Genomic DNA, 14325 nt, shown 5'->3' with positions numbered 1-14325 from the left:
GTCGTGGATGGCACACCCATTTCCAATAGCAACTACGCAGGTTTCGACGGGGCGGACTATGGTAACCTTGCACAAGACATCAACTCGGAAGATATTGAGTCGGTAGACGTACTGAAAGGCCCCGCGGCATCGGCGCTTTACGGTTTGCGGGGGCAATACGGCGTGATCATGATCACCACCCGCAAAGGGCGCAAGGGGCCTAAAAAAGTAAACGTGACGCTGAACAGCGCGTTCTCGCTTGAAAGAGCCGGCAACTTCATGCCCATGCAGAATATTTACGGCGGCGGCTCCACCCAGACCTGGAGCACCAACGCGCAGGGGCAAAAAGTGGCGGGACTGAGCGTCGATGAAAGCTGGGGGCCAAAAGCAGATGGTACACCGGCCCGCCAGGTGTTCAGCTATTACCCGCTCGACCCGACTTACGGGCAGGAAACGCCTTTCGTGGCGTATCCTGATAACATCAAGGACTTTTATGAAACCGGGTATACGTTCAATAATGGCGTCAATGTATCCGGTGGCAATGAGAATACGGCTTTCCGCCTCAGCTACAACAACACCAGCATCGGCGGCGTGGAACCCAATACCTGGCTGAGAAGGAACAACCTCGGCTTCAGCGGCTCGCTCGACATCACGCCGAAACTGACCGTGAGCACCAACCTGAACTACGCCAACAACAGCGCCCAACGGCCGAAGCAGGGCTCAGAAGACGTCGCGCGGTTTATGGTGCAGTGGTTCCAGCGGAGCATGGATATGCGCCGGCTGAAAGATTACAAATATGCAGACGGCCGCATCCTTGGATGGAGCATCGCCACGCCCACGGTTGCCAACCCTTTGCCACGGCTCACCAACTGGAACAACCCTTACTTCCTGGCGTATGAAAGCCCGACCAACGACGACCGCGACCGCTTTTTCGGCGACGTGGGCCTCAGCTACCAGGTGCTGCCGGGGCTGAAGGTGAGCGGATTTGCGCGGGGGGATATGTTCACGCAGGGGATTGAGTCGCGCCATGGGTTTGGGGGGCTCGGCGTGCCGTCGTATGCCGTCGGCAAGTACCAGAACACGGAAATGAACTATGAGTTCCTGGCGGAATACAACAAATCCTGGGGCGACCTTTCGCTGAACGCCAACGTCGGGGGGAACAGCTATCACCGCAAGTATACCTATATGACCGGCGCTACGGTGGGCGGCCTCAGCAGCCCGAATTACTTCAATCTCGCCGCTTCGGTGGACCGCCCGGCGATCGCCAATTACGAGCAGGAGAAGAAGATCAGGAGCCTGTATGGCATGTTCTCCCTTGGTTTCAGGAACCGCTATTTTGTAGAGGCGTCGCTGCGTAACGATAACTCATCCACCCTTCCGCCGGGCAACAATTCCTACTATTACCCGTCGGTATCCGCCAGCTACGTGTTCAGTGACGACCTGAAGTGGAAAGCGCTCAATTATGGTAAACTGCGCCTCAGCTACGCACAGGCCGGCAGCGACCTTTCTCCCTTCCAGACGAGCGGCGAACTGGCCATGGGCACCATTTATACGCTCGGCGGCACGGCGATTAACACGATGTATATCCGCGATGCGCTGTTGAACCCGAACATCAAACCCTCGTTCGCGCATGCCTATGAAGCAGGTGTGGACCTGAAATTTCTCAACAACAGGCTGGGCATGGAGTTCACCTGGTACATGCAGAAAAACGTGAACCAGATCCTTCCCCTCACCCTTTCCGGCACCAGCGGTTATGCCAGCACAATTATCAACGCAGGGCTTATCCGGAACAGGGGCATCGAATTGTCAGTAAGCGCCACACCGGTACGCACGAATTTCTTTACCTGGAACACCATCTTCAACCTGAACCGTAACCGGAACATGGTTGTGGAACTGGCGCCGGATATCAACGTGTACCCGTACGACAATACCCGTTATTCGCAGGTAGACAGTTACATCAACTCCTATGTGGGCGAAGAATTCGGCAGCCTGATCGGGAAGGCTTACCAGCGCGATTCCGCGACGGGCATGATCCTGCTCGACAATAACAACATGCCGATGTACACTTCCGCCACGCACAACTTCGGTTCCGTGCTGCCGGATATGACAGGCGGCTGGCAGAATACTTTCAAAATCTGGAAGTTTGACGTGGGCGCGATGATCGACTGGCAGAAAGGCGGGCAGTTCTTCAGCCGCACCTGGATGCTCGCCCATAAAACCGGTATCGCCCCGGCCACCGCTGAAATGAATGACCGCGGCAAGAATGTGCGCGACCCGGTAGCAGATGGCGGCGGCGTGAAAGTGAAAGGGATTTCCAATTCGACGAAAGAATATGTAGAAGCGTATGTTGACGCCAGGACTTACTGGCGCACGCACGTAGCCACGCATGTGTACGAGGAATGGCTGGTAGACGCATCCTACATCAAGCTGCGGGAGCTGCGGCTGGGGTATACTTTCGCGAAGAAAGACCTCGGCAGGCTGCCCATCAACAGCATCAACCTGGCTTTCATCGCCCGCAACCCGGCCATGATCTGGCAGAAAGCCCCCAAAGGCCTCGAACCCACCGAATTGTAGACCGGTTCCACCTCCATCAGCTGGAGGGAAAGCGGCCAGTCGAACACGGTGCGGTCTTACGGTGTAAATCTTATTGTGAACTTCTAATTGCTGACCGTCATGCGAAAAATCAATATACTGCTCTTATCCGCCTTGATGCTGGCCGGCTGCAACAAATTCGGGGACATCAACGTCAACCCCAATCTTCCGTCCAAGGCTTCCAACATGCAGCTCATCGCCAATGCGCAGCTGATGCTGCCGGTGCTGCAGGAATCGCCGCAGGGGGAATTCTACGCGCAATACTTCATGGAAACGCTCTACCCGAACCTTTCCCTGTATACCGAGCCATCCGCCAGCTTTTATACCCTTTACTTCGATCCCCTCATGAACCTGGAAAGGGTACTCACACAACCGGAACAATTGCCGGTAGACGGTCCCATGCCCAACCAGCTCGGGATCGCCAAAGTGCTGAAGGCTTACTTTTTCTGGCATATCACCGACCGCTGGGGCGACGTCCCCTATTCCCAGGCGCTCAAGGGCGGCGAACGGGTGACCGCGCCCGTGTACGACACCCAGGAATCCATTTACACCAGCCTGTTCGCCTTGCTGACAGAAGCTTCCGACGGGTTCGTGGCCGGGAACGTCACCAACGACATCCTCTACGGCGGCAACGCCGCCCAGTGGAAAAAACTCGGCAACACCATCCGCCTGCTTATGGCACTCCGGATGTCGGAAGTGAACGCCACCAAGGCCCGTGAAGAATTCAACAAAGCCATCGACGCGGGTATCATGACATCCAACGCCGATAACTTCATCTTTAAAAACCTGCCCGACGCCAATAACGAAAGCTACTGGTACAACCAGTGGACCCGAAATGGCCGCGAATGGTGGGCGCCCACCGAACTGATGGTGAACCTGCTGAAGAACGCAGACGATCCGCGGCTGGCCGTTTACGCCACGCCCCGCGAGCAGGACGGCACCTACGTGGGCCTTCCCTACGGCAGCCTCGACGGCTCCACGCTGTCCAAATATTCCCTCGTAGGCGAAGCCGTAAGAACGCAGGATGCGCCCATTTACCTCGTCACCTACGCCCAGGCGCTCTTTGCGCTGGCGGAAGGCGCCAAGCGCGGGTGGATCACCGGGGGCGACGCCAAAGCGAAAGAGCATTACGACGAAGCCATCAAACAATCGCTGTTGCAATGGACCGGCAGCGCCGACGGGCATGCCGACCTCATTGCGCAACCCAGCGTGGCTTATGCACCGGGCAGCGCTTTGCAGCTCATCGCCACCCAGCGCTGGGTGCACCTCTATATGCACGGCTTCGAGGCATGGGCGGAAGTGCGCAGGACAGGGTTCCCGGCGATGGCCACCGCGGCCGGGAAAGCCGTGCCGAACCGGCAGACGTACCCCGCAGACGAATCTTTCAACAACGGAGATAATTACCGCGCCGCCATCAGCCGCCAGTTCGCCAACGCGGGCGACGATCCTTACGGCAAGGTCTGGTGGGATAAAAACTGAGGATTACAACAAAAAAAACGGAACCGCCATATGAGACAACGCGCTGCCCGCATGGGCGGCGCGTTCTGTTTTGTTTGTGCCTTCAAACCCTTAACTTTGAAGGCTAAACCTGATATTTTGCCACACGAGTGCATTTCCGTATTTGACATCTTCAAGATCGGCGTAGGCCCGTCCAGCTCCCATACGCTGGGCCCCTGGCGCGCCGCCATGCGTTTCCTCGACGAAATGAAAACCCAGGGCAGGCTGGACGACATCAGCAAGCTTTCTGTACTGCTGTATGGCTCCCTCGCCAAAACAGGCCACGGCCACGGCACCGATATCGCGGTGCTGCTGGGGCTTTCGGGCGACGATCCCGTTACCTTCGACGTAAACCGGATCGATTCCAAAATCGACGGCATCCGCCGCGACCGCAAGCTGCACCTGCGCGGAGAGCGTTTCATCGACTTCGATCCCGTTACCGACATCGCATTTCTCTACGAAGAATCCCTTCCATTCCATCCCAACGCTTTGACTTTTCTCGTCACCCTTCACAACGGCGAACAGCTGGCAGCCACGTACTATTCCGTTGGCGGCGGTTTTGTGGTGAAAGAAGGCGAGACCGGCGGCGGCGGGAGCAGCGTAGACCTGCCCTTCCCGATCGACACGGCGCGGCAATTGCTGCAATGGTGCATCAAGACGGGGTATTCCATTTCCGAACTGGTGATGGAAAACGAACATGCCTGGCGCAGCGAAGCGGAAACGAAAGCCGGCGTGCTGAAGATCTGGGAAGTAATGCGCGACTGCACTTACCGCGGCTGCCATACTACCGGCGAATTGCCCGGCGGGCTGAAAGTGGGCCGCAGGGCGGCGGCGCTCAATAAAAAACTGTTGAATGGCCGTGAATACAGCGATTATAATTCCTGGATTGAAGCCATCCGCGCCGGCGGACAGCATTTTACCTATACGCTCGACTGGGTGAGCTGTTTCGCCCTGGCGGTGAACGAAGAGAACGCCTCTTTCGGCCGGGTGGTGACGGCGCCTACGAATGGCGCGGCGGGTGTCATCCCGGCTGTACTGCAATACTACATCGCGTTCTGCGACGGCCTGCACGACGAAAAGATCCTGCAGTTCGTGCTGTGCGCGTCCGAGATCGGGAGCATTTTCAAGAAGCGGGCTACCATATCGGCGGCCATGGGCGGTTGCCAGGCGGAGATCGGGGTATCTTCGGCTATGGCGGCGGCGGCGCTGACGGAATGCCTTGGCGGATCGCAGCGCCAGGTGCTGATGGCGGCGGAAATCGCCATGGAGCACCATCTCGGTCTCACCTGCGACCCCATCGGCGGGCTGGTGCAGGTTCCGTGCATCGAGCGCAATACCATGGGAGCCATCAAGGCGATTACGGCCAGCCAGCTGGCGCTGCAGAGCAACCCGGAGCTGGCGAAGGTATCGCTGGACGCAGTGGTGAAAACCATGTGGGACACGGCGCTGGACATGAATTCCAAGTACAAGGAGACCTCCGACGGGGGGCTGGCTGTCAATATTCCGATTAGTTTGCCGGAATGTTGATAAAAGAAAGTCTTATAGATTAAGAATTCCTGTTATATTTGTAATTCTAAATGTCATCCGATTATGCCATCTAACCAGGAATTGTTATTTATTGTGATCATCGCCGGCGCGGTGGTGCTTTTGATTTATAGCTTGAAAGACACATTGAAGAAAGGAGATAAGAAATCGAAAGAAGACGAAGAAGGTGAAGAGAAAAGTGTTTCGGCTTCGGGCGCGCACCCCTCCGGCATCGTGCTGCCTTTGCAGTTGCAGGCGTACGAACGGATTATCCTGTTCGTGGAGCGCATTGCGCCGCAGAACCTGATCAGCCGCGTGAACCAGCCCGGGTTTACGGTACTGGACATGCAGATCGGCATGGTTTCGAGCATCAAATCGGAATACGATCACAATGTATCGCAGCAGATTTACGTGACGCCCACGGCCTGGGAGGCCGTGAAAACGGTGAAGGAGCAGACGATCTCCATCATCAACCAGATGGCGCTGAAACTGCCGCCAGACGCCGCCGCTATCGAGCTGAACAAGCAGATCCTGGAGCTGTTTATGCGGCAGCCGGAATCGCCTTCGGATATCGCGGCGGAGATCATCAATGCGGAAGCGCGGAAACTGATGAAGTAGTAATTAATCATTTTTCGACAATAAAGAAAGACGGCCCCGGGATTACCAGGGCCGTCTTTCTTTATGTCAGGTATTTTTCTTGCGGATCATTTCGTTGAGCAGGTAGCCATGGCCGTTGAACAGGATGTAGAGTGGCTCGGAGGCATACCAGGGCCGGTCCTGCTCCTTCCGGTGCACCTGGATGTGGAGATGTGGCTCCGCACTGAAGCCGGAGTTGCCGACGCTGGCGAGGGGCTGTCCTACCTTCACTTCATCTCCTTCCTTCACCATCACGCTCCCCTGCCGGAAGTGCCCCATGAACACGTAATACCCTCCGGCATCGATGAGGACGGCGTTCATGTTCCGCGGGCCCCGTTTCATGTTGGGCGGGATGTTGTCGGGATCATCGCCGTTGGCGCGGATGACGCGGCCGGCGCAGGGGCTGTACACGGTGTCGCCGAAGATGGCGTAGTCTTCCAGTGTTTTGGAGAACACCGTGTTCGCGCGGTTCCCCCAGCCGTTGAGCTTCACGATATCCATCGCATAAACGGCCCCGCGAAGGCTGAAATGGAACAAATTCGATGGTAATCCCTTCCCGCCCTGGATCACGAAATAACGGCCCTTTTTAAGGGGAAAATCAAGTTCCACGGTGCGCGGCGTGCCGGTGGTGCCGGTAAAGTATAACACCACTCCCATCGCCAACACCACGAACATGGCCAGCCGGAAAAACGGGGATCGTGCAGGCTTCACCGGATGGCGGCGGATCAGCCAGAAAAGGAAACTGCATACATACAATCCCCCGAAAACGTATTTGAGATAAATGCTGCCGTACACCCAGGTGCCGTAGAGATACACGAACGCCGCCAGCGAAAGCGACAGCAATACCGTGTAAGCGGCGTCAGGGAAGGGCCTGCGCGCGCTGCGGCGCATGAGGTGAATGCTCAGAAAAGCCAGTCCGGCGGTAGTGCCCAATAACAAATAAGGAATCATGGCCAGTCAACAAATTTTCCCGCAATTTATCGTTTTTACCCTAACATTGTAAATATGGAAAAGCCAATCAAGACCGATTCAGGGATCGAAATCCGGCCGTTATATACCAACCCGGTTCCGATGGACGAACTACCGGGCCGCTTCCCCTTCACCCGGGGCATCCACGCCACCATGTACCGCGACAAACTCTGGACCATGCGGCAGTACGCAGGTTTCAGCACCGCGGAGGAATCCAATAAAAGATATCACTTCCTGCTCAGCCAGGGCGTTATGGGCCTCAGCGTCGCCTTCGACCTGCCCACCCAGATCGGGTATGATTCCGACCATCCCATGGCAGAAGGCGAAGTCGGGAAAGTGGGCGTAGCCATCGATTCGCTGGAAGACATGGAAACGCTTTTCGCCGGTATCGAACTGGAGAAAGTCTCCACTTCCATGACCATCAACGCCACGGCGTTTATCCTCCTCGCGTTTTACATCGCCCTGGCGAAAAAACAGGGGGCCGACCTGCAGAAAATTTCCGGCACCATCCAGAACGATATCCTCAAAGAATACGCCGCCCGCGGCACTTTCATCTATCCCCCGCAGCCATCCATGCGGCTGATCACCGACATTTTCGACTATTGCAGCCGCGAAGTGCCGAAATGGAATACCATTTCCATCAGCGGCTACCATATCCGCGAAGCGGGCGCCAATGCCGTACAGGAACTGGCTTTCACGCTTTCCAACGGCAAGGCATACCTGAAAGCCGCGCTGGAAAAAGGACTGGATATCAATGTGTTCGCCAAACGTCTCAGTTTCTTCTTCAACGCGCATAACCATTTGTTCGAGGAAGTCGCCAAGTTCCGCGCGGCCCGCAACATGTGGGCGCACATCACCCAGAACCTCGGCGCCACCGATCCCAAAGCGCAAATGCTGCGCTTCCATACGCAGACGGGCGGTTCCACCCTTACCGCACAGCAACCGCATAACAATATCGTCCGTGTAGCCGTGCAAACCCTCGCCGCCACCCTCGGCGGAACACAGTCGCTGCACACCAATGGCTTTGATGAAGCCATTTCCCTCCCCACCGAATCCGCCGCTCGCATCGCGCTCCGCACCCAGCAGATCATCGGTTACGAAAGCGGGATCGCCGACACGGTAGACCCGCTGGCAGGATCTTATTACGTGGAAGCGCTCACCAAAGAAGTCGAAGAACGCGCCTGGGAGCTCATCCATAAGATCGACGCCATGGGCGGCTCCGTGAGCGCCATCGAACAGGGGTTCATCCAGGACGAGATCGCCCGGAGCGCCTATCAATACCAGCAGGAAATCGAGAACAACGAAAAAATCATCGTTGGCGTCAATAAATTCGTCGTGGAAGAAGCCTCAGATACCGAGGTATTCCGTATCGACGACAGCATCCGTAAATTGCAGTCCGAAAAACTGGCATCCCTCCGCGCCCGGCGCAACAACGGGAAGGCAAATGCCCTGCTTGCCGCGCTGGCAGAGCGAGCCAGGACTACCGAAAACCTTATGCCCCTGGTGGTGGAAGCCGTGGAAAACTATTGCACGCTCGGCGAAATCGCCGATACGCTCCGCAACGTATGGGGAGAATACAAGGGGATTTAATTTTGTTATCTTGCAGCCAGTTTTCTAACACATGAACCGGATCGACTACACGCATTGCCCTGTTTGCCAATCTGACCGCATCAGCTACAAGCTGACGGCCAAAGATTATACCGTATCGCAAGTACAATTCGACATCTGGGAATGCGCCGCCTGCACGGCACGCTTCACCCAGCATATTCCCACTATTGATATCATCGGCGCGTATTACCAGTCCGCCGAGTACATCTCCCATTCCGACACACGCGAGGGCCTGATCAACCGCATGTACCACAACGTGCGCAAGATCACCATGCGTTCCAAGCAGAATTGGGTAAAAACGGCCGCCGGCGTCAAAGCCGGCAAACTGCTCGATATCGGCAGCGGCACGGGCGCCTTCCTGCACCACATGAAGCAGCTGGGCTGGGACGTTACCGGCCTTGAACCCGATGCCGGCGCGCGTGAAACCGCACAAAAGCTGTACCAGCTCGAAATGCGGCCTATCCATGAACTTTTTGAGCTGGAAGAAGGACAATTCGATTGCATCACGATGTGGCATGTGCTCGAGCACGTCCACGACCTGCATGGCTATCTCGAAAAAATCCGGAAGCTGCTGAAGCCCGGGGGCGCATTGCTCATCGCCGTTCCCAACTACACCAGCACCGACGCGCGCCTGTACGGCGAATACTGGGCCGCATACGACGTGCCCCGCCACCTGTACCACTTCTCCCCCGTTTCCATGGACGTGCTCATGCAACGCCATAAATTCCAGATCCGGCAGAAATACCCCATGGTATTCGATGCGTTTTATGTAAGCCTGCTCAGCGAAAAATATAAAACAGGGAAAGACAAGATGATCGCCGGCGCATGGAAAGGCTTCCGCTCCTACTGGAAAGCCTGGCGGCATGTGAACAAGTGCAGCTCCATCGTCTACGAAATCAAAGCAGCGGAAGACTAACTTTCCATGCCGTTTGCAAATAACTAAAAGCCCGCTCCGGATGACCAGAGCGGGCTTTATTTATGCAGCAGTTCCTGCTATTAATTCAATACTTCCGCCAGTTTCTTTTCCAGCGCTTCGCCGCGCAGGTTCTTCGCGATGATTTTGCCCTGCGGGTCTACCAGGAAGTTCTGCGGGATGCCGCGGATGCCGTAGAGGCGCGCCACTTCATTGTCCCAGAACTTGAGGTCGCTCACCTGCGTCCAGGTCAGGTTATCGTCGGCGATGGCTTTGAGCCATTTGTCTTTGGCGTTGGGCTGATCGAGGGAAACACCCAGCACGGTGAAGTTTTTGTCCTTATACTTCTCGTACGCCTTCACCACATGCGGGTTTTCCGCACGGCAGGGGCCACACCAGGAAGCCCAGAAATCGATCAGGGTGAATTTACCACGGAAATCGGCCAGTTTAACCGGCTTGCCTTCGGGATCGTTTTGGGTGAATTCTGGCGCCTGCGCACCGATGGCGGTCTTCTTCCAGCCGTCAATCGACTTGGCGAAAGCCTCGCCGCTGGTGCTGCTCTGCACAGCCGGCGCGAGGGATTTGAACAGGCCTTCGATCTCGCCTACGTTATCGGGCAGCGAGCCTGCAAACTGCTGCAGCGCGTCGATGGCAATGGGCGACTTGCCGTTTGCTTTAATAAACGCCAGCTGGGCCGCTTTCTCTTCTTTGCGGATGGCGTCGTACTTTTCGTTAAGCGATTTCTGAAAGGCTTCCGATTTGCGGGTTTCCTCGTTGGCGGAAGACCATTCCTTATTCACTACTTCGTACTTCTCTTTTGCGCCTTTCGTGGCGGCCAGGTATTTGTTGAAATCCGTGTTGTACTGCCCGCCGGACACTTTGGCGTCGCTCAAGCCTGCAGCGCTTTTCACGGAGATATTGCCTTTCTCGAGATAGAGGTTCAGCATGTCCTGCTTCATGGCGATGGCTTTGCCGGGAACGGGAATGGGGCGCACCACCAGGGTGCCGCGCTGCGCGTTGGCCACGGAGCCGCTCAGCTGGAAAGCGCCGCCCGTCAGTTCAGACGAGTCGGTCAGGTTCTTGCCGTCTTTACGGTAATAGAGGTACACTCTGGAGGCTTCTTCGGGCGCCTGGATCTGCCCTTTGATCTGGAACGGAATGTCCTGCGCCAGCATCGACAGCGGCAGCAGCATTCCTGCAAGGGTGAGGGTTTGTTTCATGATGAATATGCGGTTTTAGTTTGACTTTAAAATGTCCTGTTGTCCAGCGGTACATTCCAATGCGGATTGTATTGCAGGATGGTGTTGGCTATGTTCAGGATAAATGCATCCGAATCAATGGCGGCTTCGTAGGTTTCCGTTCCCAGCTTATGCACGACCTTCGTTTTCTGCCAGGGTTTGCCGGCATCGAGCACGAAGCGCTTCAGGTCCAGGAACCGCTTGATCCCGCTGGCGGGCAACTCTCTCCTGCGCTCTTTCAGCACTTCGGCGATCACCTCGTCCTGCGTGCCCACCGTCAGCTGCGGCGCCTCCGGTTTGAAACGGTACCTGCGCAGTAAATTCAGGTCGGCAATGGCTTCCGCCAGCTTGCCCGTCCGCGCGTAGGCTTCCGCCCGCATCAGCAACACTTCGGGATAAGTGAAGCCCGAGGTCAACTGTGTCTTCGAACCCCGGTAATACTGTACCCGCTGGCCGTCATCGTAAGTTACGTCATTATACGTTGTCTTATAACCCGGCGCTGTTAAAAAAAAGTAAGTATACCGCAGATCCGCCGCAGCGTCGAACAGCGCGGTGAATTCTTCAGACGGGTAGCTGGACGAGCTCCGGCCCGCACCGCGGTCTTCCGACCGGTACAACAGGATCTCGCGGCTGTTGACCGCCTCCAGGAAATTATCCTGCGCCTTGATGGTGCTGCTCACCGGGTTGGCGGGGTTCGTCCAGGTGAACTGGTTGTAATTGTACAGCACTTTATCCGGTCCGCCTGCAGCCGTTGCGCCCGTCCAGGCGAGGTTGGCGTAATGCGCCACGCTGTCGTACCGCCGGGTAAACAGGTGATAATATGCCAGCATGGCCTGCACCGCCGTTTTATTGGCGCGCGAAGGCCAGTTGGTAGTGGCCGGCGCATCAGGGAGCGCGCTGTGCATATCGTTGGCGGCCAGCTTGAACACCTCTTCCTGCGTCGATAAATCCACCATAGGCGCATTGATATCGGAATTCGTCAGGTAAGGGATCGTGCGGGTATTGTTCGCCGTTCCGGGTTTATACACCGGTCCGTACAACATGTTATGCAGGAAATACTGGAATCCCCTGGCCGAACGCGCCTGCGCGAGCACCGAGCGCGCAAACTGCTGGTCTTCCGACCCGATCGCCTTCAACCCCGTAATTCCATCGATGATGTTGTTGTAATACGTCACCGCACGATAGGTTCCCCAGTCCCAGAAATAATCCGAAGTATTCGGGTTGCGGTATGGCTTGCGGAAGGTATATGCATAAAACCGGTCCACGTTCGGGTGGTTATTGGCCTTGTAGGCAATCTTCCCCATCCCTTCCGACAACTCGATGTTGTCGTTCAGGTAACCCACCATGCTGCCGCCGTTGTTATCGAGAAAAATATACTGCACCGTCCAGGTATGGTCCAGCAGGTGATCGAAGTCCACGACTTCCGAGGGTATCAGCTTCCCTTTCGGTTTTACGTCAAGGAATTTATTGCAGGAAGACATCGCCATTCCCGCCGTCAGAATAATTATGATGAAACGTAGTTTACGCATGCTTTCGGTTTTAAAGGGTGAACATGATACCCACATACAATTCAGGGCGCAGCGGCAGGGTGGTGAAACCCTGTTCGGTAAACGCGCCGGTACCGCCTGACCTGTTGAGATCCGAGATCTCCGGATCGCGGCGGTCGCTGTTGGCCGTGATCATGAACAGGTTGCGCGACTGGAAATACAGCTTGCTGTCTTTGATATGCGCGCGTTTCAGGAGCGCCTTCGGCAGGGTGTAGCTCAGCGTCACGTCGCGCAGCTTCAGGAAGTTGGCGCTTTCCACCAGCACATCGCTGTACGGGAAATAGAACATGTCCATATTCCAGGAAGTCAGTTTCGGGTAGATGGTATGCGCTTCGTCGCCGGGCTTCCGCCAGCGTTCGGCTACGTGCTTGTTGATGTAGTTGGATCCGGTGAAAGCATCTTTCCGCAGCACGTTCCCCATGCGGGCGATCAGCATGAACGACAGGTCGAACTGGCGGTAGCTGAGGGTATTGGTCATGCTCATCACGTACGGCGGCCGAAGGGTGCCGGCGTACACCAGGTCATCCACTTTCGCATTACCGCCGCCGGTCAGCTTGCCGGATTTATCGTAGAACTGCGCCACGCCGTTGTTGTCGAGCCCGGCATAACGGTAGGCATAGAGCGCATCGAGCGGGTCGCCTTCCTTGCGGATTGCGCCGCTGGTAAGGTTGGTCGGGTAGAGGAAATTCACATTATATTCCTTCACGGTGTTCTTATTAAAGGCGAAAATGAACTGCGCATTCCAAACGAAATCCTTCTTCTTCAACACATCCGATTCCAGCGAAATTTCAAAACCCTGGTTCAGAATCTGCCCCGCGTTCTTTACCTGGCTGGTAAAGCCTTTCGTGGGATCTATCGCGTCAGACGCGAGCACGTCGAAGCTCATTTTCCGGTAGTAATCCACGGTCGCTTTCAGGCGGTTGCGGAATACGGCCACATCGGTCCCCACGTTCACCACGTTCGTTCTTTCCCAGCGCAGGCTGTTGTTGGGTGGCGAAGTGATGTTGTAATTGATGTCGCCCAGTAACGCGGAGTAGGAAGTAGGATTGATAATGAGGAAAGGACCGGCATTGAGCGAAATATTCCCGTTAACGCCATACGATCCGCGGATGTTAAGTTTGTCGATCCAGGGTACATTGAAGAACTTTTCCTTCGCCAGTTTATACGTAGCACCGGCGCTCCACAAGGGTTTGTAGCGGTATTTGGGATCGGTTCCGAAGAAATTGGTCTGATCCAGGCGGATGCTGCCGCTCACGATAAAGCGGCTATCGTATTCATAAGAACCGTTGGCGTAATAGCTCACGAACCGGTTATCGGCAAATGCAAACGCTCCTGCCGAAACTCCTGGCCGGTTGGTTCCCAGCATATCGCTGTTGTAATTGCCCGCGATGTAATCCGCGTAGTTCATGATGGCGAAAGTACCGGCCTGGTCGTTGTAGCCGAAACGGGTGGGATACTGATTGTTGTCGGTCTGCATCTGGCTGATTTCCATCCCGGCGATAGCGGCCACATAATGTTTCAGACCGATATTCCGGTTGAAGCCCAGTTGCCCGCGCATCATGTAATATTGCGAGGCACCACGCGTTTCATTCACCATGGCACCGTCCGGGATGTAATGCTTCCCGGGCGTGGTGGCGGAAGTGGCGTCATTATACCCCAGCCGCATCCGGAACGAGTTCTTGTCGTACACGGAACGCGAGCCGGTATACCCCCTCGACCAGTTGCCCCCTACTTCTGCCGTCAGCCCCTCCGCAATCGTGGCCTGTATGTTCCCGCCGAAACGGACGAGCAGGTTCTGCGTTCGGGTGATCTCCCGGCTGAG

The 14325-nt window shown here is 56.1% G+C and carries 10 protein-coding genes; 6 read left to right on the top strand and 4 right to left on the bottom strand.

The genetic code is table 11. The annotated features are described in order from the left end of the window. From Q0510_RS10520 to Q0510_RS10505, 4 genes are all read left to right on the top strand, one after another. On the top strand, positions 1 to 2553 hold a 2553-nt coding region (locus Q0510_RS10520; protein ID WP_298710912.1), incomplete at its 5' end, for a SusC/RagA family TonB-linked outer membrane protein. A gap of 99 nt (positions 2554 to 2652) precedes the next feature. Continuing rightward, positions 2653 to 4050 carry a SusD/RagB family nutrient-binding outer membrane lipoprotein gene (locus tag Q0510_RS10515; RefSeq protein WP_298710909.1) on the top strand — a complete coding sequence of 466 codons (1398 nt, stop codon included), beginning with the start codon at positions 2653 to 2655 and terminating at the stop codon, positions 4048 to 4050. A gap of 117 nt (positions 4051 to 4167) precedes the next feature. Continuing rightward, the gene (locus Q0510_RS10510; RefSeq protein WP_298710906.1) at positions 4168 to 5595 is read left to right on the top strand and encodes an L-serine ammonia-lyase; all 1428 of its coding nucleotides are present in this window, start codon (positions 4168 to 4170) and stop codon (positions 5593 to 5595) included. 63 nt (positions 5596 to 5658) lie between these two features. Beyond that, positions 5659 to 6210 (top strand): hypothetical protein, encoded by a 552-nt coding sequence (locus Q0510_RS10505; protein WP_298710903.1) that lies wholly within the window; start codon positions 5659 to 5661, stop codon positions 6208 to 6210. 66 nt (positions 6211 to 6276) lie between these two features. Here Q0510_RS10505 and Q0510_RS10500 read toward each other — a convergent pair whose 3' ends face one another. Further along, entirely contained in the window at positions 6277 to 7179 is a 903-nt protein-coding gene (locus tag Q0510_RS10500; RefSeq protein WP_298710902.1) for a M23 family metallopeptidase, read from the bottom strand. Between the two features lie 54 nt (positions 7180 to 7233). Between Q0510_RS10500 and Q0510_RS10495 the strand changes: the two genes are divergently transcribed. After that, on the top strand, positions 7234 to 8787 hold the full coding sequence (locus Q0510_RS10495; RefSeq protein WP_298710899.1) for a methylmalonyl-CoA mutase: 1554 nt from the start codon (positions 7234 to 7236) through the stop codon (positions 8785 to 8787). A 31-nt stretch (positions 8788 to 8818) separates the two neighbouring features. Then, on the top strand, positions 8819 to 9721 hold the full coding sequence (locus Q0510_RS10490; RefSeq protein WP_298710896.1) for a class I SAM-dependent methyltransferase: 903 nt from the start codon (positions 8819 to 8821) through the stop codon (positions 9719 to 9721). A gap of 80 nt (positions 9722 to 9801) precedes the next feature. Here the strand turns inward: Q0510_RS10490 and Q0510_RS10485 are convergent, their stop codons facing one another. From Q0510_RS10485 to Q0510_RS10475, 3 genes are all read right to left on the bottom strand, one after another. Continuing rightward, entirely contained in the window at positions 9802 to 10938 is a 1137-nt protein-coding gene (locus Q0510_RS10485; protein ID WP_298710892.1) for a TlpA disulfide reductase family protein, read from the bottom strand. Positions 10939 to 10964: 26 nt separating this feature from the next. Further along, entirely contained in the window at positions 10965 to 12485 is a 1521-nt protein-coding gene (locus Q0510_RS10480) for a RagB/SusD family nutrient uptake outer membrane protein (protein ID WP_298710889.1), read from the bottom strand. A 10-nt stretch (positions 12486 to 12495) separates the two neighbouring features. Beyond that, positions 12496 to 14325 (bottom strand): TonB-dependent receptor (locus Q0510_RS10475; RefSeq protein WP_298710886.1); only part of this gene is annotated, 1830 nt, incomplete at its 5' end.

This window comes from uncultured Chitinophaga sp. (assembly GCF_937874145.1).
Taxonomy (GTDB): Bacteria; Bacteroidota; Bacteroidia; order Chitinophagales; family Chitinophagaceae; genus Chitinophaga.
The sequence above is the reverse complement of the archived record's forward strand: the minus strand, read 5'-3'. Positions and strand labels throughout refer to the sequence as shown.